14 protein-coding genes are annotated in these 16,628 nt (G+C 75.1%); 3 read left to right on the forward strand and 11 right to left on the reverse strand.

Annotation, left to right across the window (positions count from 1 at the left end):
* Positions 1-171: 171 nt before the first annotated feature.
* The 3 genes from EDF20_RS12700 to EDF20_RS12710 all read right to left on the reverse strand — a co-directional run bounded on the left by EDF20_RS12700 (position 172) and on the right by EDF20_RS12710 (position 4,827).
* The gene (locus EDF20_RS12700; protein WP_133738918.1) at positions 172-1,959 is read right to left on the reverse strand and encodes a cation:proton antiporter; all 1,788 of its coding nucleotides are present in this window, start codon (positions 1,957-1,959) and stop codon (positions 172-174) included.
* 146 nt (positions 1,960-2,105) lie between these two features.
* Positions 2,106-3,545 (reverse strand): alpha-amylase family glycosyl hydrolase, encoded by a 1,440-nt coding sequence (locus EDF20_RS12705; RefSeq protein ID WP_133738919.1) that lies wholly within the window; start codon positions 3,543-3,545, stop codon positions 2,106-2,108.
* A gap of 97 nt (positions 3,546-3,642) precedes the next feature.
* Positions 3,643-4,827, reverse strand: coding sequence for a glycosyl hydrolase family 18 protein (locus tag EDF20_RS12710; RefSeq protein ID WP_133738920.1), 1,185 nt, complete (start codon positions 4,825-4,827; stop codon positions 3,643-3,645).
* 48 nt (positions 4,828-4,875) lie between these two features.
* Here EDF20_RS12710 and EDF20_RS12715 point away from each other — a divergent pair, with 48 nt between their 5' ends.
* Positions 4,876-5,079 carry a hypothetical protein gene (locus EDF20_RS12715; RefSeq protein WP_133738921.1) on the forward strand — a complete coding sequence of 68 codons (204 nt, stop codon included), beginning with the start codon at positions 4,876-4,878 and terminating at the stop codon, positions 5,077-5,079.
* Between the two features lie 203 nt (positions 5,080-5,282).
* Here the strand turns inward: EDF20_RS12715 and EDF20_RS12720 are convergent, their stop codons facing one another.
* From EDF20_RS12720 to EDF20_RS12730, 3 genes are all read right to left on the reverse strand, one after another.
* Positions 5,283-6,020, reverse strand: a complete 738-nt coding sequence (locus EDF20_RS12720; RefSeq protein WP_133738922.1) for a response regulator transcription factor — start codon at positions 6,018-6,020, stop codon at positions 5,283-5,285.
* Positions 6,017-7,609: a histidine kinase gene (locus EDF20_RS12725; RefSeq protein ID WP_243833482.1), complete on the reverse strand. Its 1,593-nt coding sequence runs from the start codon at positions 7,607-7,609 to the stop codon at positions 6,017-6,019. Before EDF20_RS12725 ends, EDF20_RS12720 begins: the two co-directional genes overlap by 4 nt.
* 65 nt (positions 7,610-7,674) lie before the next feature.
* On the reverse strand, positions 7,675-9,909 hold the full coding sequence (locus tag EDF20_RS12730) for a serine hydrolase domain-containing protein (protein ID WP_133738924.1): 2,235 nt from the start codon (positions 9,907-9,909) through the stop codon (positions 7,675-7,677).
* Between the two features lie 335 nt (positions 9,910-10,244).
* On the opposite strand from EDF20_RS12730, the gene EDF20_RS15755 reads away from it, so the two are divergent.
* Positions 10,245-10,556, forward strand: a complete 312-nt coding sequence (locus EDF20_RS15755; RefSeq protein WP_123547149.1) for a hypothetical protein — start codon at positions 10,245-10,247, stop codon at positions 10,554-10,556.
* Complete coding sequence (locus EDF20_RS12740) at positions 10,553-11,317, forward strand: hypothetical protein (RefSeq protein WP_166644826.1); 765 nt, start codon at positions 10,553-10,555, stop codon at positions 11,315-11,317. The genes EDF20_RS15755 and EDF20_RS12740 overlap by 4 nt, the downstream gene beginning before the upstream one ends.
* Before the next feature lie 139 nt (positions 11,318-11,456).
* Here EDF20_RS12740 and EDF20_RS12745 read toward each other — a convergent pair whose 3' ends face one another.
* Genes EDF20_RS12745 through EDF20_RS12765 form a run of 5 tightly spaced genes read right to left on the reverse strand, consistent with a single transcriptional unit; the run spans position 11,457 to position 16,627 of the window.
* On the reverse strand, positions 11,457-12,992 hold the full coding sequence (locus EDF20_RS12745) for an AMP-binding protein (RefSeq protein WP_133738927.1): 1,536 nt from the start codon (positions 12,990-12,992) through the stop codon (positions 11,457-11,459).
* Positions 12,949-14,097: an MSMEG_0565 family glycosyltransferase gene (locus tag EDF20_RS12750; RefSeq protein ID WP_133738928.1), complete on the reverse strand. Its 1,149-nt coding sequence runs from the start codon at positions 14,095-14,097 to the stop codon at positions 12,949-12,951. Before EDF20_RS12750 ends, EDF20_RS12745 begins: the two co-directional genes overlap by 44 nt.
* Entirely contained in the window at positions 14,097-14,972 is an 876-nt protein-coding gene (locus EDF20_RS12755) for a carbon-nitrogen hydrolase family protein (RefSeq protein ID WP_133738929.1), read from the reverse strand. The genes EDF20_RS12750 and EDF20_RS12755 overlap by 1 nt, the downstream gene beginning before the upstream one ends.
* Before the next feature lie 9 nt (positions 14,973-14,981).
* A complete protein-coding gene (locus EDF20_RS12760) occupies positions 14,982-16,310 on the reverse strand; it encodes an MSMEG_0569 family flavin-dependent oxidoreductase (protein WP_243833483.1) in 1,329 nt (442 codons plus the stop codon).
* Positions 16,307-16,627, reverse strand: a complete 321-nt coding sequence (locus EDF20_RS12765; protein WP_233569068.1) for an MSMEG_0570 family nitrogen starvation response protein — start codon at positions 16,625-16,627, stop codon at positions 16,307-16,309. Before EDF20_RS12765 ends, EDF20_RS12760 begins: the two co-directional genes overlap by 4 nt.
* Position 16,628 lies beyond the last annotated feature (1 nt).

A 16,628-nucleotide genomic window follows, 5' to 3' on the forward strand; every position in this document is an offset into this window, starting at 1 on the left:
TCGAGGAGCAGGCGGCGAGGCTGAAGATGAGGGCGCCGGAGGCGACGATGCCGAAGGCGGACTTGGTGATGGTCTTGCGTGAGATGTTCACGATGATTCTCCTTGTCTGTGGTTCCCGGTGGGGAGTTGACAGGGGTTCGCCACCCTCGCGCAGAACGACTGGTCCCGTTATCAGTCCGTGACCTTCGAGTCCCGAACGGGTCTGCCAGGGCTGCCGCGGCGCCCCCTCCGGCCCGGTCGCGTGCCTGCGGGCTCGTGCGGCACTCGCCCCCTCAGCCGGATCGCGATCTCGGAGGCGTCGAGATCCGCCAGGGACTCGGCCAGCACCTCGGCGTCGACCGTTCCCGCGTCGCGGGCGTCGAGCAGCGCGGTCCGCTGGGCGGCCAGCACCGCCAGGGTGTGCTGGACGGCGGCGTCGATGCGGGCACGCCGCGCGTCGTCGTCCAGGTCGGCAGCGGCAGCGGCGGCAGCGGTGTCCCGCACCACCTCGCCGCCCGGCACCGCGGCAGCCGTGTCGCGGAGCAGCACCACGAGGCGGCGCCGTTCCGCCTCCGTCTGCCGGTGTGCCGCCTCCTCGTCGACGGGTGCCGCGATGCGACGCAGCAGCGGCCCGATCGTGCCGCCCTGCACCAGCAGCGACAGCGCGGCCACCGCGTACGCGATCAGCACGAGCACGGGACGCTGCGGGGTGTCGTCGGGCAGCGTCTGTGCGGCCGCGACCGTCACCGCGCCGCGCATGCCGGCCCAGACCACAGCGGTGCCGTCCCGCCAGCCGAGGGGCTGCGCGAGGAAGTACTCGATGTCGGCGAGCCCCTGCGTGACCCGTCTGGCGAACTGGTCGAGGGCCCGGGGCGACGGCGTCCGTCGGCCGCGGTTCATCTCCGTGAACGATTCGTGCGTCCCCTCGCTCGTCGAGATGCGCTGATGCATGTCGGCGACGCGGGGACGCATCGCCTCGGCGTGCCGGGCCCGCGCCGAGAGCACCCTCAGCAGCGGCGCCACGTAGGCGGCGCGCACGAGCACCGTCAGCACGAGCGCCCCTACGGCGATGAGGAGGGCCGGGGCGAGGCCGGCGTGGTCCTGCTCGACGGCGATCACGATCGACCGGATCTGCAGCCCCATCGTGAGGAATACCGCGCCCTCGAGCACGAGCTCGACGGTGCGCCAGTTCTGCCCGTCCGACAGGCGCGACTGGGGCGACAGCTCGCGCGGCGCCCGGATGCCGGTCACGAGCCCGGCGACGACGGCCGCGACCAGGCCCGATGCGCCTACGACACCGGCCGGCACGGACGCGAGGAACGGCACCGCGAACGAGATGACCGTGTTGACGGTCGGGTCGGTGAGCCGACGCCGCACGGCCAGGTTCACGGCCCCGACGACCAGCCCGATCACGACCGCCACGACGACCGAGTACGCGAAGGAGCCGAGGGCGCCCCAGAACGAGAAGGAGGCGGCGGTCGCCACGATCGCCGTCCGCAGCAGCACGAGGGCGGTCGCGTCGTTGAGCAGGCTCTCGCCGTCGAGCATGGCGACGACCCATCGCGACACCGAGGTCTGCTTGACGATCGACGTCGCGACGGCGTCGGTGGGGCTGACGATCGCGCCGAGGGCGACGCCCCACGCGAAGCCGAGATCGGGCAGCACCAGCGAGAAGAACAGGCCGAGCAAGAGCGAGCTGGCGACGACGAGCAGCACCGACAGCCCGCTGATCGCGCCGAACTCGCGTCGGAAGTTCATCGCCGGCATCGACACCGCCGACGAGTAGAGCAGGGGCGGCAGCACCCCCGCCAGGATCAGCTCGGGATCGATCTCGACCGAGCCGAGCGCCGGCAGGAAGCTGGCGCCCACCCCCACGGCGACGAGGAGGAGCGGCGAGGCCACGCCGAGGCGCGGGCCGACGACCGTGGAGGCCGCGATCACCACGAGGCCGGCCACGAGGAAGAGGAGGGTCTCGGTCACGGCACGAGTGTGGCACGGGCGCCGTCCGCCGCAGGTTCTGTCGTCGAGGGCGGGTGTTCCGGGCCGAGGGCGGGTCGCAGGGGACCCGCCCTCGGCCCGGAATGCCCGCCCTCGAGAGGCTCTTCGGGCGTCGACGGGGACGGCGCTCAGGCTCGGGGCGCGACGACCGCCCAGCCGTGCGCACCGACGACGAGCACGTCGCCGTCGAGGCCGGCGTCGCGTCCCGCGACCCAGCCGTCGGCGGCGGGCGCGGGGTCCGCGACGCGGAGGGGCTCGTCGCCGAGGTTGAGCGCGACGAGCAGCAGCTCGTCCGCCCCGTCGGCCCCGGCCGCGGCCCCGCGCACCTCGAGCACGAGCGTCTCGTTCGTCACCGAGACCGTGCGCGTGCGCGCCCCGTGCAGCCACGGGTGACGACGACGGACGCCGACCATCTCCTGGTGGAGGGCCAGGACGGCCGGGTCGGCGCCGGCCACGAGGGACACGGCGTCGGCACCGGCGTCGGTGCCGACGGCGTCGTCGCCCGACCAGCGAGGGAACGCGGGACGGATCGCGTCGTCGCCGCCGACCCGCTCCTCCTTGACGGCCCGCAGCCCGAGCTCGTCGCCGTAGTAGACGGACGGCACGCCGCCCAGGGTGAACAGCAGCACGACGGCGTGCGCGTGGTGCCGCTCGTCGTCGATCTGGCTGGCGATGCGGGTGACGTCGTGGTTGCCGACGAACGTCAGCGGCGCGAACTCGTCGAGGAACTCGTCGTGCCGCGTCAGCGCCCAGGCGAGCTCGTGCAGGTTGACGTCCTGGATGCCGTGCCAGGTGCCCTGCCAGAGCTCGTACTGGGTGACGCTGTCGAGGCCTCCGTCGCGGACGGCCGCCGCGTAGTCGCCGTGCAGCACCTCGCCGACCACCCAGACGTCGGGGTGGCTCTCGCGCAGGGGAGGCAGCACCTCGGCCCAGAACGACGACGGCACCGAGTAGGCGGCGTCGAGGCGCCAGGCGTCGGCGCCGCGGTCGGCCCAGTGCACGATCACCTCTGAGACGAGGCGGACCACCTCGGGCGACGAGTGGTCGAGTGCGATCAGTCCGCCGTGCCCCTCGAAGGTCGCCAGCTCGCCGTGCTCGTCGCGACGGAACAGGGCGGCGGCCGGCGAGGACGAGTCGGCCCGCGCCTCCTGCAGGGCCGGGAACTCGGGGCCGACGTGGTTGAAGACGCCGTCGAGCATCACCCGCACGCCCTTGGAGTGAGCGGCGTCGATGAGCGTGACGAGGTCGTCGTCGGTGCCGAGGCGCGGGTCGACGCGGAGCCAGTCGATCGTGTCGTAGCCGTGCGTCGACGACGCGAAGACGGGGCCGAGCGCGAGCCCGTTCGCACCGAGCGCGAGCAGGTGGTCGAGCCACGGCACGAGGTCGAGGAGGCGCGGCTGCGGCGAGCGGTCCGCCCCGGTCGTGTCGGCCCCGCCGAACCCGAGCGGGTAGACGTGCCACCAGATGACGTGCTCGGTCCAGGCACGCTCGGGGGCGGTCGGGGTGCGGGCGTCGGTGCTGGTGCTGGTGCTGGTGCTGCCGGGGGTGGCCGGGGTGCTGTGCTGCATGCGGGCCACGGTAGCGGCGGGCGCGCGGGCCGGTCCGCCTGCACGTCGTCACGCGCGCTGCGCGGCTGCGCCTGCGCGGCCCGAGGGCGGTCGCGCCTCAGTCCGCGTCGATCTCGACCGGGTCGCTGAGGTCGAGCGACCAGACGGCGACGCCGGCGAGGCCCAGCCCGCGGGCGAGCTGGACGCGCGTGTCGAGCGAGCGCGAGTCCGACCACCACATCACCGCGCCGTCGGCGAGGGTCGCGGTCTGCTCCGCGGCCGTGGAGTCCCAGCGGGCGCTGCCGCCGGCGTCCTCGACGCGGTCGCGCGCCTCCTCGTCGGACACCTGCCCGGCGGGCTCGTCGCCGCCCCAGCGGTAGCCGTAGCCCGCGACGCCGAGCACGACCTGGTCGGTCGGCGCGAGCGCGGTGAGGGCGGCGAGCGAGTCGATCGTCCAGCCGAGGGAGCCGACGGGGCCCGGGTCGTCGGGCTCCCACGGTCCGTGCTGGTCGTAGGCCATCAGCGTGAGGTGGTCGAGGGACGCCGCCAACACCGGCACGTCGTAGCCGAGGTCGCCGTAGCCCTCGACCGTCGTCGAGGCCTGCAGCGCGACGTCCAGCCGCACGTCGGGGCCGACGGCTGCACGCAGCTCCGAGGCGAAGGCGGTCAGCCCGGCGGAGTCGCCGGCCGTGAGGCCCTCGAGGTCGACCATGAGCGAGTCCCAGCCGCCCGTCGACACGCGCGAGGCCAGGTCGGCCGCGACCGCGGACCGGTTCGCCGGGCTCGACAGCAGAGCGCTCGCGACCGGCTCGCTGAAGTCACCGATCCGGTCGTCGTAGTTGCTCACGAGCAGCTGCGCCTGCAGTCCCCTGGCGTGGGCCGCGTCCCGTTGGGCCTCGGCGTCGAGCGACGGGCTGCTCACGCTGGCCCCGTCGGCGGCCACGAGCACGCCGTCGACCCCGACCACGTCGAGGGAGGCGGCGCTCGCGTCGACGAGGTCGGGGTCGGAGCCCTCGAGCACGAAGCCCGTGACGTCGAGGGCAGGGGCAGTGGCGGCGTCGGCGGGGGTGGCGTCAGCAGGGACGGCGTCGGCGGGGGCGGCGTCGTCCGATGCCGCGGCGTCGTCGAGCGTCGCCCCGGACGAGGAGGCGGCCGGGGCGTCCGGCGACGAGGCGCCAGTGGTCGACGTGCACCCGCTCAGCGCCAGGGCGAGCAGGGCCAGGGCCGCGATGGGGGCGACGGCCACGACGGGACGCGACCCGCCCGCGCGGACGGAGCGGGAGCGGCCGGACGTCGGTGTCATGGACGGATCGTACGACGACTCGCGACCGATGCGAACTCCCGCTGCAGGATGACTCAGCGCTCCGGCGACGTGTACGACTGCACGGACCGTCTCGGCGGGACCGTCTGCCAGTCCACCCGCACCGAGGAGCAGTACGGGACGGACTTCACGCAGACCGTGCTCGTCCGCGACGACGTCGTCGTCACGGTGCGCCAGTCGAACTGCCCCACGAACGACTTGCTCGGCTCGATCGTCACCCGCATCTGCGGCTGACGCCCGACCTCGCGCACGTGCTCGTGCGCGGTGCCGGGAACGACGTGACGCTGCGAGGGAGTGGGAAGCTGCGGGACACCCCGGACGCGTCACATCGCTTTCGCCTCAGGGCAGGTCAGACGCGGCCGCCGGGGCGGGCGGTCGTGACGGCCCGCCCCCGACGAACTCGCCCGTCGTGCGTTGTCGCCGGGGCAGGCGCAGGCTCAGCGCAGCAGCCCCGAGCGCCAGGCCCAGACCACGGTCTGCAGCCGGTCGCGCGTGTCGAGCTTCGTCATGACCCGGGTCAGGTGCGACTTGACCGTGCTGGTCTCGATCACGAGGCGTGCACCGATCTCGTCGTTCGACAGGCCCTCGCCCAGCAGCCGGACGATCTCCTGCTCGCGCGGCGTCAGCACGTCGACCGAGGCCCCGGACGAGGAGGCGGCCCGCCGTCTCGTGAACTCCGCGATGACCCGGCGGGTGGTCGCGCCGTCGATCGCGGCGCGCCCCGACGCCAGAGCGCGGACGGCGGCGACGAACTCGTCGGGCTCCGCGTCCTTGAGGACGAACCCGCTCGCCCCCGCCTCGAGGGCGCCGAAGACGTACTCGTCGAGGTCGAAGGTCGTCGCGACGAGCACGGCCGGGCCGCGGCGGGCGTCGCCGGGCGTGGCTGGCTCCGCCTGCGGGTCGCCGGGCACCGCGACCGAGGAGGCCTGCCGGTCGCCGCCCGGAGGTGCGCCCGGGGCTGCGCCCGTGATCGACCGCGTCGCCTCGATGCCGTCGCCGCCGGGCATCCGGACGTCCATCACGACGACGTCGGGCCGGGTGCGCCGCACGACCTCGACGCCCTCGCGGCCGCCGGATGCCTCGCCGACGACCTCGATCCCTCCGGCGGTCTCGAGCACGATGCGGAACCCGGCCCGCACGATCGACTGGTCGTCGACGAGCACGACCCGGATCACGAGACGGCCCCGTCGGCGGCGTCGGTCCCGTCGCGCCCGTCGGCGGCGCCGGGCTCCGTCTCGACGGGCAGCTCGAGCCGCACGCGCCAGGTGCGGGCGCCGACCGCGTCGGCCCCGCCTGTGGCAGCGGCCCAGGCGTCCGCGTCCCCGGCCCCTCGGCCGTCGACCGGTCGCGTCTCGGCCGCCCCCGTCTGGGCCGGACCCGTCTGGGCCGGCCCCGTCTGGGCCGGACCCCTCTCGGCCGGCCCCGTCCCGACGACGCCCGCCTCGAGCAGCCCGCCCACGAGGGCCGCGCGCTCGCGCATCCCGACCAGCCCGTACCCTGCCGGAGCAGAGCTCGCGGGCCCCCGGGGCACCGCGTTCTCGACGACGACGACGAGCCGCCCCTGCCGCACCGTCGTGGTCAGCAGGACGCCGGCGCCGGGGGCGTGCCTGCGGGCGTTGGCCAGCGCCTCCTGCACGGTTCGGTAGGCCGTGACGTCGGCGAGCGGGGCGAGCGTGGGCAGCTCGCTCTCGACTCGCTCGTCGACGACGGTGCCGGCCGCACGGGCCGCGGCGACGAGCCCGCCGACGTCGCGCAGCCCGGGCACCGGAGCGGTGCCGGTGGCGTCGTCGCCGGTCTCGCGCAGGATCCCCACGATCGACCGCAGCGAGTCGAGCGTCTCGCGCCCCTGCGACCGGACGCTGCGGAGCGACTCCTTCGCGCGCTCGGGGTCGACGTCGACGAGGCGCTCGGCGGCGCCCGCCTGCACGACGAGGCCGGTGAGGTGGTGCGCCGCGATGTCGTGCAGTTCGCGGGCCATGCGGGTGCGCTCGGCGGCGACGGCCGACCGGGTCAGCGTCTCGTGGTGCTCGACCGACTCGGCGGCGCGCGCCCGGCTGTCGCTCTCGTGCCGACGCCGCAGCGCGACCCACGAGCCGACGGAGGCGCTGATCCCGTTCACGAGGACGGCCGTCGCGACCAGCGCGAGCGCCTCGACCAGCACGGACGAGCCGGAGGCGCCGACGCCGCCGAGCCCGCTGATGCCCGCGCCTGCCCCGAGCGCCTGCTTGACGACCGCGGTCGCGCCGACCACAGCGCCGACCGTCTCGACGCCGACGGCGAGGAGCACGACGGTGACCGCCCGACGCGTCGGCAGCAGCGAGCCGACGGTGTACGCGGCGACGACCGGCGCGGCCGTCCAGATCGCCAGGCCGGTGGGCAGCACGGCCAGCAGACCTGCCTGCACCACGCTGATCGTCAGCAGGGTCGCCACCGGCCAGCGGCGCCGGAGCGCGAGCGGCAGGCACTGGACGACGGCGAGCACGAGGACGACGGTGATCTGCGCCGCCGGGATGCTGCGCGACGCACCGAGGAACTCGCCCGCGCCCAGGAGCGAGGCGAGCAGCGCGACGGTCACCAGCGTCCACAGCGCGGCGAGGACGACGTCTCGTCCGGCCGCCGTGCGCACCCCGACTCGAGCCAGGAGGCGCCGCGCCGCCGCGAAGCCGGGCCCCGTCCCCTCGTGCGTTGCCGCACCTGCGGCATCAGCACGGCCGGAGACGGCGGCGACGCCTGCGAGAGCAGAGCGGGAGGAGGAGGTGGTCACGTCCCGAGCATGCCAGGTGCCGTCGACCTCGTGGTCGCGGGGCGCACCTCCCTGTGGACGACGCATCAGAAGCTCACGCTCGGGGCGAGGAGACGCCACGTGACCGCGAACACGGCCAGCACGACGAGCGCCACGACGACGAGCACCCGTCCGGTCACCGAGGCCCAGCCCCGTCGCTCGCGCACGGCCTGCACGGCGGCGACGGCGGCGGGCACGATCGCGACGACGCCCACCAGCTGCAGCGCCTGCACCACGCGGATCGACCCGGCCGAGACGTCGACGAACGACATGGCCTGCCCGGCCACGACCGCCCAGCCGGCGAGGGCGAGCAGCGTCGCGACCTGGCCGATGCGCGACAGCAGCAGCGCGCGGCGGCGACGTCCGGTCTCGGGACGGCGTGCGGCGACGAGGTCGCGGCGTCCGGTGCGGCGGCCGAGCCCGACGAGCGCGGCGGTCGGCCACGCGACCACCGAGACGAGCAGCACGGCGACGGCGGCGATCACCGACGGCAGCGCCGTCGACGCGACCTGCCAGGGCTGCGCCCGCAGCATCGTGAAGGAGGCGCCCCACGAGATCGCCTGGACGGTCGCGTCGGCGTCGTCAGAGTCGCCGTCGGTCCGCGTCGCGAGCAGGGAGTCGCCGCCCACCTCGCGCCACAGGTGCTCGTCGACCAGCTCGTACACGCCGGTCGTCGTGGCGAGCGGCTTCGGGGTGACCGCGATCGTGCCGTCCGAGCGGGGGACGATCGTCGTCTGGCCGCTCAGGGCGAGGAGCGCGCCCGGGTTCGTGACCGGCGAGCGGGAGGACGTGAAGGTGCCGGCCATCGCGGCGGCCGCGGCGGCGCTGTCGAGCTGGCCCGCGCCTCCTGCGGTCTCGTCCGACCCCGACGACGTCGCCGAGGAGGGGGCGGCGTCTCGTGCGGCTGATCCGTCTCGAGACGGATCAGCCGCAGCAGCGACCGAGTCCGCGCCGGTCCCCGCCAGGTCGGCCTCAGCCGAGGCGTCGCGCAGGTACCGGTCGGCGAAGCCCTGCAGCAGCGTCGTGCGCAGGTCGAGCGTCGCGGTCGGGGTGCGTCCCGAGGCGTTGAACGACACGAAGATGCCCGCGTCGGACTCGGGGAACATCCGCATCGCGCTGTGGAACACCTGCGTGTCGCCGTCGTGCCCGAAGGCCGGGACGCCGGGGGTGCTGTCGTCGAAGAAGCCGAGGTCCATGCGTTGCCCGACGGCGAGCGTGCCGAGCTGGTCGGCTCCGAGGGCGGGGCGGTGCATCTCGTCGAGGGTCGCGGGCTCGAGCAGGGACTGCTCGGCGGGCAGGTCGCCCAGGTGCGCGAGCATGAATCGCGCCATGTCGGAGGCGGTGGCCGACATCGCGCCGGCGGGTGCCGCGTTCACGACCTCGGTCGGCACGGACGGCGCCGAGTCGTTCGGGTAGCCCTTCGCGAGCCGCGCCTGGAGGTCGTCGGGCAGGGGCTGCTCGAAGGTCGACGACGTCATGTCGGCGCGGTCGAGGACCTGCTCCTGCACCAGCTCGGCGAACGGCTTCCCGCTCACCCGCTCGGCGACGTAGCCGGCCAGCGTGGCGCCGTAGTTCGAGTACGCAGGAGTCGTGCCGGGCTCGTAGACCTGCGCCGGGGGAGCGTCCGTCACCGCCTCGCGCAGCGTCTTCTCGCTGCCGGGGGTGCCGATCAGGCCGGCGATGACCTCCTCGAAGCCGGCCGTGTGGGTCAGCAGGTGCCGCAGCGTGATCGCGCCCTTCGGGGTGTCGAGGTCGAAGTCGAGGTACTGCTGCACGTCGGCGTCGAGGTCGAGCTTCCCCTGCTCGACGAGCTGCATGATCGCGGTCGCCGAGACGACCTTCGAGACGGAGCCGATGCGGAACAGGGTGTCGTCGGGGTCGACCGGGCGGGCCGGGTCGCCGTCCGTGCCGGTGTCGGCGAGGCCGTAGCCGCGGGCGGTGAGCACCTGGCCGTCCGAGACGACGGAGACCGTCGCGCCGGGGATGCCGGCCGTCTGCAGCGCCGAGCCGAGCGCGCCGTCGAGCCAGGCGTCGACGTCGCCCTTCGTGAGCTCACCCCCGCCGGGCTGGCGCTGAGGGGTCGCAGGAGGCGCGGGCTCGGTGACGGGGGAGGTCGCGCCGGCCGCGGTGCCGCCCGCGGTGGCCGGGTCGGACGCGCCGGCCGAGCAGGCGGCGAGCGGGACGGCGAGGGCGACGACGGCCGCGGCGGCGGCGAGCCGGGGCAGGAGGCGGCGGCCGCGGAGGCCCGTCCGCGGCGGGGTGGGGAGGGGTGTCGATGTCATGCCTCCACGCTCGCCGGTCGGGCGCCGCGCCACAGGGGGCAGAGGTCGGGACCTCGCCTGCGACCTGAGTCGCAGGCGAGGCCCGCCCTGCCGCCGTCGCCGGGGTCGCCGGGGTCGCCGGGGTCGCCGACGTGTCGCGTCACGTTCCGAGCATCACGTCCCGCCACGACACGACGTGCTGCTCGGAACACGATGCGACACGGGAAGCGCGAGACGAACGCGGGTACGCCCGGCGAACCCGCGCGTACCCGCCGGCGCGTGGGAGGGTGCGCGCGGGTCCGAGGGGTGCGGAGCGCGCTGCGGCGCGCCGTCGCACGCTGCAATAGTGTCGCGACGTGACGATCACTCGGCGGGCCGGCCGCCGCCTCCTGCGGGCCGCTGTCGTGCTGGCCGCCTCCGGTGCGCTTCTGCTCGGGCTCGCCGTGCTCCTGACCTGGTGGACCGACCTCACGGCGGGCGATCCCGCCCGGTACAGCTCGGCACCGCAGCCGGACTGGTTCACCCTCCGGCTGATCGCCGGGAACGTGCTGACGCTCGCCGCGGGCGCGCTGCTCGCGACGGCCCTGGTCGTCGGAGTCGTGGGTCTCGTGCGGATGCTGCGGGCCGGCGACGGACCCCGGTCGTCGTCCGACGGGCGCCCGGCGTGACGGCCGGCACCGGCGGACCCGGCGCTCCCGACCACGACGAGCCCGGCCCCGACGGGCCCGGCTCGCCAGACCACGACGAGCCCGGCGAGGGCGGCGACGCTGACGGCCCCGACGCTGACGGCCCCGATGCTGACGGCCCCGACGCTGACGGCCCCGACGCGCCGCTCCCCTCCGGCTGGGTGCGGATCGGAGAGCGCAGCTGGTGGTCGTCGTGGGCCGGGTACAGCGCCGTCTTCGTCGTCACGACGATCGTCTACTTCGGCGCGCAGGCCGGCCGGTTCTTCGACGGCCTCGTGCCCTTCCCGAGCGACCTGCTGCTCGGAGCCGTGCTGATCGCGGCCCTGATGTGGGTCGCCACCGCGGTGCGGAACGCGATCTACCCGCAGCCCTGGGTGAACCTCGACACCGACCAGCTGCGCGCCGGCACCCGCCGCACCGTCGCGCTCGCCGACGTCGACCGCGCTCTCGTGCCGCTCGACCCGGCCCTGCGGTCGGACGTGCTCGTGCTCCGCCTGACCGCGAAGGAGGCGCGGGTCGAGATCATCCTGCGCGACCGGCGGGGCCCGCGCCTCGACGGCACCTCCACCCGCGTGCTCGCGGAGGCGCTGCGCCGCACCTCCGTCGCGATGCCGACCTCGGCGACCGACCCGACGGGCCGCTTCGGCCGCTACAACTTCCCCGGGCACATCGGACTCGGCGACGCCATCGCGCTCGTCGAGCACCCGCCTGTTCCCGGGGCGCCGCTGCCTGCCTCCTGGTGAACGCGGGCTGTCGCGCCCGCAGCTCGCGCTGGGGCCGCCTGCACGCCTCGGGCGCACGGCTCGTCGAGCTGCACCCTCGAGCCAGCACTACACCCTCGGTTCCGGGGGTGTAGCGCTGGATGCGGGGTGTAGCTCGCAGCTAGTGGAGGCGGGCGGCGCGCGCGGCCCACGCGCGGCGGCTGGTCTTGCCGGCGTCGTCGCGCACGGGCTCGTCCACGAGCCACAGCGCAGCCGGACGTCGCTCGGGGTCGAGCCGCTGCCGCGCCCACGCGAGCAGCTCCTCCGCGGTGACGCCCGCACCCACGCCCGCGCTCGCCCGCGCCCCCGCACCTGCCCCCGCGCCCGCCACGTCCACCACGGCCTCGATCCGCTGCCCGAGGTCGTCGTCGGCGACGCCGAACGCGACCGCGCCGCGCACGGCGGGGTGCGCCTCCAGCACCCGCTCCACCTCGGTCGGGTGCACGTTGACGCCGCCGCGCAGCACGACGTCGTCGACCCGGTCGACCAGGTGCAGCCACCCGTCGGGGTCGAGGCGGCCGAGGTCGCCGAGGGTGTCCCAGCCGTCGTCGGTCCGGGCCGAGCGGCCGCCGAGGTACCGGTAGGTCGGGCCTCCCTCGCGCCGGAGCCACACCTGCCCGACAGTGCCCGCCGGCAGGTCGTCGCCGTGGGCCGTGCGGACGGCGACGCTCGTCCCGCCGCCCGGGCGACCCACGCTGCCGGGGTGCTCGAGCCACTCGTCGCCGCGGATCGACAGGATCCCGTTCGACTCGCTGCCCGCGTAGACCTCGACCACGCGCTCGGCACCGACCCAGGCCATGAACCGGCGCTTGAGGTCGGGCGGGCAGGGCGCTCCGAGGTGCAGCACGGTCTCGAGCGACGACAGGTCGGCGGCGGCGCGCTCGTCGGCGGGCAGGCGCAGCAGCCGGTGCATCATCGTCGGCACGAGCAGCGCCCAGGTCACCCGGTGCGCCGCGATCGCCTGCAGCATCCGTCGCTCGTCGAAACGCGGCAGCAGCACGAGCTCGTGTCCGGTCAGCAGCCCGCGGAACGCGTACGTGAAGGTCGCCGAGTGCGTCAGCGGTCCGGCGACGAGCTGCACCTGGTCGCGCGGCAGGAACGACGCGACGGCGAGCGACGGGTCGAGCAGCGCGGGCGCGGCCGCCAGCACCACCTTCGGCCGGCCGGTCGACCCCGACGAGGTCGGCGCCTTCCAGCTCGAGGCCCAGGCATCCGGCAGAGGAGGCGCGTCACCGGCCACCGGGGGAGGCGCCCAGCCCGCAGGCACCCACGGCACCTCCCCGGCACCACCATCTGCCCCTCCATCGGCACCCGCACCGCTGCCCGCCGACGGCACCCCCACCACCAGCGCCGGCCGCACCAGCGCCTCCAGCTCGGCTCGCTCCGCGGCGTCGAGCCCGAGCGAGATCGGCTGCGGCGTCGCCCCGCACTTCCAGATCGCGGCGCAGACGACGATCATCTCGACGGTGTTCGGCAGGGCCACGGTCACCAGCGAGTCGTGGCCGACGCCGAGGTCGAGGTAGGCGCGGGCGAGCACCGAGGAGGCGCGGTCCAGCTCCGAGGCCGTCAGCGTCCCGGCGTCGTCGCGTGCCACCACGCGGTCCGGGTCCGCCTCAGCGAGCCCCGTGACGATGCACGAGATCGACTGCCGCGCCATGGTCGCCCTCCCCGCCGACGGCCTCGTAGAACTGCTCGTGGAGCAGGGCGACGTCGTCCCAGGAGTGCGACGCCGCGAGGTCGCGGCCGGGACCGGCTGCGGGGCCGGCCCCGTCGAGGGCGGCGACCAGCGCCTCCTCGATCGACGGGGGGTCGGCCGCATAGACGACGGTCGGGCCGAACACCTCGTGCAGCACCGGCAGGTCGCGGGCGACGACGGGCACGCCGGCGGCGAGGGCCTCCATCGCGGCGAGCCCGAAGCCCTCCTTGGTCGAGACGAAGGCGAGGGCGCCGGCGGCGGCGACGAGCGAGGGCAGCTCGTCGTCGTCGACCACGCCGAGCACGACGGGGTCGAGGCCGAGTGCGGCGATGCGGGCGTCGACCCGGGCGCGGTAGTCGCGATAGTCGAACAGGGTCTCGCCGCCGCCGAACACCAGGCGCACGTCGGGTCGGCGGCGCTGCAGCAGCGCGAACGCCTCGACCAGGTCGAGGCTGCCCTTGCGCGGCTCGATGCCGCCGAGCGCCAGCACGTACTCGCCGAGCCGGTCGCGCCAGCGTGCCCGGTCGCCGTCGCCCGAAGGGCCGGCCGCCGCGGCGAAGCGGGCCGAGTCGACGCCGTTCGGGATCACGGTCGGGGTCAGCCCCCAGCCGCGCTCGACGTCGGCGGCGACGGCGGCGGACACGCAGATCCGGGCGAGCGGGCGGCGGACCGCGTCGTCGTGGCAGCGCACGAGCTCGGGTGTCGTGAACTCGTCGAGGTGGTGGATCGTCCGGAGGCACGGGCCGACCGCGTTGGCCGAGATGCAGTCCTGCGCGTGCACCACGTCGTACCGCTCGCGCATGCGGGCCTCCGCGAACGCGGCCCCCATCGTCTCGATCGATCGAGCGATCCGCTCGCCGACCGACTCGTCGTCGCGCGCCTCGAACGGTACGACGCGGATCGACACGGCCGGGTCGACGCGGCGGAAGAACGCCTGGTCGCCGCCGCGGCCGAGGGTCCAGACGGTGACGTCGTGACCTCGCCGGGCCAGCGCCTCCGACAGGGCGAGGGCGTGCACGACGCCGCCCCGCGGCTTCGTCGAGTAGGTGACCTGCGCGATCCGCATCAGCGCAGGCCGCTCTCGTAGGCGGCCGGCACGCGTTGCCGCAGGTGGTCCATCGTGCGGCGGGCCCGGGCGGCGTCAGCGGCGACGTCGGCCGTCGCGACGGCGAGGCCGCCCTTGGCCCAGGTCTTGGCGACGATCTCGCCGGCAGGGTCGACGACCTTCGCCTGCCCGAGGAACCTCAGCCCGCCGAGCACCCCCGTCTGGTTCGACGAGACGAGCCAGAGCTGGTTCTCGGCGGCCCTGGCGCAGTCGTAGAGGTCGAAGAGGTGGGCCTGGCGGTCGTTCCGGAGGCGGTCCGAGCGGTCCGTGACGCTGGCCGGCCAGGCGCTCAGGCAGACGAGCAGCTCGGCGTCCGCGAGCGCCAGCGTGCGCGAGGACTCGGGGAACGTCTTGTCGAAGTCGATCATCATGCCGAGGCGGCCGACGGGGGTGTCGACCGGGACGAACTCGGTGCCCGCGCGGTAGACCTCGGACTCGCCGAGGGGCAGGTGCACCTTGCGGTGCGACCCGAGCACGCGACCGGCCTGGACGCAGACGGCGCTGTTGTACCGGACGTCCTCGCCGCCCTCGAGGGCCCGCTCGGTGACGCCGAAGCAGACCGTCATGTCGCCGGCGAGGTCGGCGACGGCCTGCACCTCGGGCCCGTCGATCTCGACCGCCGGCGGCAGCAGCGCGTCGGCGTCGTCGGGACCCGAGGAGGCGCCCCCCGGGTGCACGAGGTCGAGCAGGTACCCGCCCACGGTCGCGTCGGGCAGCACGAGCAGGTCGACCCCGCGGGCGCGCGCCTGCTCGACCATGCCGGGGAGCTTCGCGAGCGTCCGCCCGACGTCGCGACCGAAGTGCGCGGCGACGGCTGCCATCGTGATCTCGGCCATGGCGTCAGGCTAGCCCGCGGCCACGGCCCTCTCCGCGAGCACCGATCGGTCAGCGCGGCCAGCCCGGCCGGCCCCGCCGGCCCGCGCCGCGATGCTCTCCGCGACGTGCGCGGCGTCGCGGGCGATCGCCTCGAAACGACCCGACCCCCAGGTGTGCAGCCACGGCAGCCCGAGGAAGTGCAGCCCGGGCGCGGTGGTGACCCCGCGATGGTGCGTCGGGACGCCTCCTCCGTCGAAGACCCCGACCTGCACCCACGACCAGTCCGCCCGGAACCCGGCCGACCAGACGACGCTCGTGATGCCCGCCTCGCGCAGGTCGAGGCTCGTCACCTCGGCCTCGGGCCGCCAGACCGGCACGTAGCGCGGCTCGACGGGCGCGTCGACGCCGGTGCGCTCGACGAAGCGGTCGATGTCGGTCTTGATCGACTCCATCACCGAGTCCGCGTGGTCGAGCGACGCCTCCGCGGTGGGGCTGAAGGTCAGTGCGGTGCCCTCGGCGCCGGTCAGCCGGCCGTAGAGCCGCATGCCCTCGAGCGCGAAGGCGCGCAGGTCGATGTCCCGGCCGCCGTCCCGCCCGGTCATGTAGTGGTTCGTCGACTCGCGCTTCGTGAGGCCGCCGACCTGGGCTTGGACGGGCACGTCGTACACGCCCATGTCGCTCAGCCAGGCGATGCAGTCGCGGCCGCGGTAGAAGCGGGCGCACCGGGGCGCGGAGCCGAGCGCGAGGTGCACCTGGCGTCCGGCGAGGTGCAGGTCCTCGGCGATCTGGGCGCCCGACTGGCCCGAGCCGACGACGAGCACGCCGCCCTCGGGCAGGGCCTGCGGCGAGCGGTAGTCGGCGGAGTGCACCTGCACGACGTCGTCGGACACCCCCGCGGCGACGGCCGGCAGCACCGGGCGGTGGTAGCCGCCGGTGGCGAGCACGACCTGGTCGGCGACGATCGTGCCCTGGTCGGTGACGACCTCGAAGCCGCCGGCCGCCGCCTCCCGCAGCCGGGTGACGAGCACGCCCTCGACGACGGGGGCGTCGAAGGAGGCGGCGTACCGACGGATCCACGCGTGCACCTCGTCGCGGCCCATGAAGCCGTCGGGGTCGTCGCCGTCGTAGGCGAAGCCGGGCAGCACGCACTGCCAGTTCGGGGTCACGAGCGTGAAGGCGTCCCACCGGCGGTCGATCCAGTCGTGCGCGATCGTGTCGCGCTCGAGGACGACGTGGTCGACGCCCTGGCGCGTCAGGTGCCAGCTGATCGAGAGGCCGGCCTGGCCGCCGCCGACGACGGCCACCTCCACGTGCGTGCCGTCCACGACACGGCGCTGGGCGGTCACGAGCGCGGTCACGACGACGCTCCTGCAGGAGGCGCGGCTGCGGTCGCCGGGGCAGGCAGCGGCGGGTGCATCTCGAGCACGCGCACCGCGCCTCCTGCGTGCGTCGCCGCGATCGCGACGATCTCGGCCTGCTGCTGCATCGCAGACGTGCAGGCGAAGCCGTAGGCCGCGGCGACGCGCTCGCTGGCGATCTGCAACGCGGTCGTCGAGCGCTCGACGAACTCGGCGAGCGGGTACTCGGCGCCGGTGACGAGGTGGTCGTGCATCACGAGGCTCGGTGACCAGCACGCGGTCTCGGAGCCGTCAGGCCAGCGCACCTGGAACGTCATC

The sequence above is a fragment of the Frigoribacterium sp. PhB116 genome, assembly GCF_004364285.1.
Taxonomy (GTDB): domain Bacteria; phylum Actinomycetota; class Actinomycetes; order Actinomycetales; family Microbacteriaceae; genus Frigoribacterium.

What these genes read in the sequence shown, in the direction of transcription:
- EDF20_RS12750 (WP_133738928.1), bottom strand. Translation starts at nt 14,097, where the DNA reads ATGCGGATCGCGCAGGTCACCTACTCGACGAAGCCGCGGGGCGGCGTC.
- EDF20_RS12730 (WP_133738924.1), bottom strand. Translation starts at nt 9,909, where the DNA reads ATGACATCGACACCCCTCCCCACCCCGCCGCGGACGGGCCTCCGCGGC.
- EDF20_RS12765 (WP_233569068.1), bottom strand. Translation starts at nt 16,627, where the DNA reads ATGACGTTCCAGGTGCGCTGGCCTGACGGCTCCGAGACCGCGTGCTGG.
- EDF20_RS12705 (WP_133738919.1), bottom strand. Translation starts at nt 3,545, where the DNA reads ATGCAGCACAGCACCCCGGCCACCCCCGGCAGCACCAGCACCAGCACC.
- EDF20_RS12710 (WP_133738920.1), bottom strand. Translation starts at nt 4,827, where the DNA reads ATGACACCGACGTCCGGCCGCTCCCGCTCCGTCCGCGCGGGCGGGTCG.
- EDF20_RS12755 (WP_133738929.1), bottom strand. Translation starts at nt 14,972, where the DNA reads ATGGCCGAGATCACGATGGCAGCCGTCGCCGCGCACTTCGGTCGCGAC.
- EDF20_RS12715 (WP_133738921.1), top strand. Translation starts at nt 4,876, where the DNA reads ATGACTCAGCGCTCCGGCGACGTGTACGACTGCACGGACCGTCTCGGC.
- EDF20_RS12745 (WP_133738927.1), bottom strand. Translation starts at nt 12,992, where the DNA reads ATGGCGCGGCAGTCGATCTCGTGCATCGTCACGGGGCTCGCTGAGGCG.